Origin of the sequence: Streptomyces sp. PU-14G (genome assembly GCF_041028275.1) — a bacterium.
GTDB lineage: Bacteria > Actinomycetota > Actinomycetes > Streptomycetales > Streptomycetaceae > Streptomyces.
In genome coordinates this window covers 1-972 of record NZ_JASKYT010000726.1, presented here as the reverse complement: position 1 = coordinate 972, position 972 = coordinate 1, and the positions used below count along the sequence as shown (strand labels likewise).

The window sequence follows — 972 nt, the reverse complement described above, 5'->3', positions numbered from 1 at the left end:
GGGGTGCCGTAGACGGGGGAGACGGGCACCACCCCGGTCCAGTACGGCAGTTCGAGGTCCTCCGGGTCGTCGTTGGGGCCGCCCGCGCGCACCTTGGCGGAGACCTCGTCGAGGGCGAGCCGGATCACGGCGGTCGCGGCGAGCTCCTTCGGATCGGCCCTGCGGGAGTCGTCCGCGCGCCCGTCGACGACGTTGTTCACGACCGCGTCCAGCGCGCGCAGCCGCTCCTCGTGGTCGGTGACCTCGTACGCGTCTCCGTGCGCCACCACCGAGCGGTAGTTGACCGAGTGGTGGAACGCCGACTTGGCCAGCACGAGCCCGTCCACATGGGTGACCGTCACGCACACCGGCATGCCCGTCTCGGAGCGCCCCGCCTCGCGCAGCGGCCGGGACCCGGTGGAGCCGTGCACGTAGAGGTGCTCGCCCACGCGTGCGTACAGCGTCGGCAGGACGACGGGCCGGCCCTCGCGGACGAAGGCGAGGTGGCACAGGTAGCCGGCGTCGAGGATGCCGTGCACCAACTCCCGGTCGTAGGACAGCCGCTCCCGCTCCCGGGTGCCGGTGGTGCGGGGGGTGCGCGTGTAGGGCGTGCGGGTGGTCGGCTCGTCGGGAAGCGGGCTCGCCATGACGTCTCCTATTGCACTAGTGCATAATAACTTTTGTGCTAGGAGATTACAGGATCGAAGGTCGTGGCGCAGCGGAGATCGCCGCCAGCGTCGAGAGCGGCGTCGGCGGCGGAGCCCTCGCCCCCGGTGACCCGCTGCCACCGATGCGCGAGCTGGCGGCGGAACTGGGCGTCAACCCCAACACGGTGGCCGCCGCGTACCGCACGCTGCGCGAACGCGGCGTCATCGAGACGGCCGGACGGCGAGGCAGCCGCGTACGGGAACGGCCCGCCACCGCGCCCCGCGAGTCCGTCCGGGTCACACCTCCCGAAGGCGGCCTCGACATCTCGACCGGCAACCCCGACCC

The 972-nt window shown here is 72.2% G+C and carries 2 protein-coding genes; one reads left to right on the top strand and one right to left on the bottom strand.

The window, feature by feature from the left end; genetic code table 11:
- Positions 1 to 626: pyridoxamine 5'-phosphate oxidase family protein (locus AB8Z75_RS34970; RefSeq protein ID WP_369209174.1), on the bottom strand; the 626-nt coding region annotated here is incomplete at its 3' end.
- 35 nt (positions 627 to 661) lie between these two features.
- Here AB8Z75_RS34970 and AB8Z75_RS34965 point away from each other — a divergent pair.
- Positions 662 to 972, top strand: a 311-nt coding sequence (locus AB8Z75_RS34965; protein WP_369209172.1) for a GntR family transcriptional regulator, incomplete at its 3' end; no start/stop codon positions are given.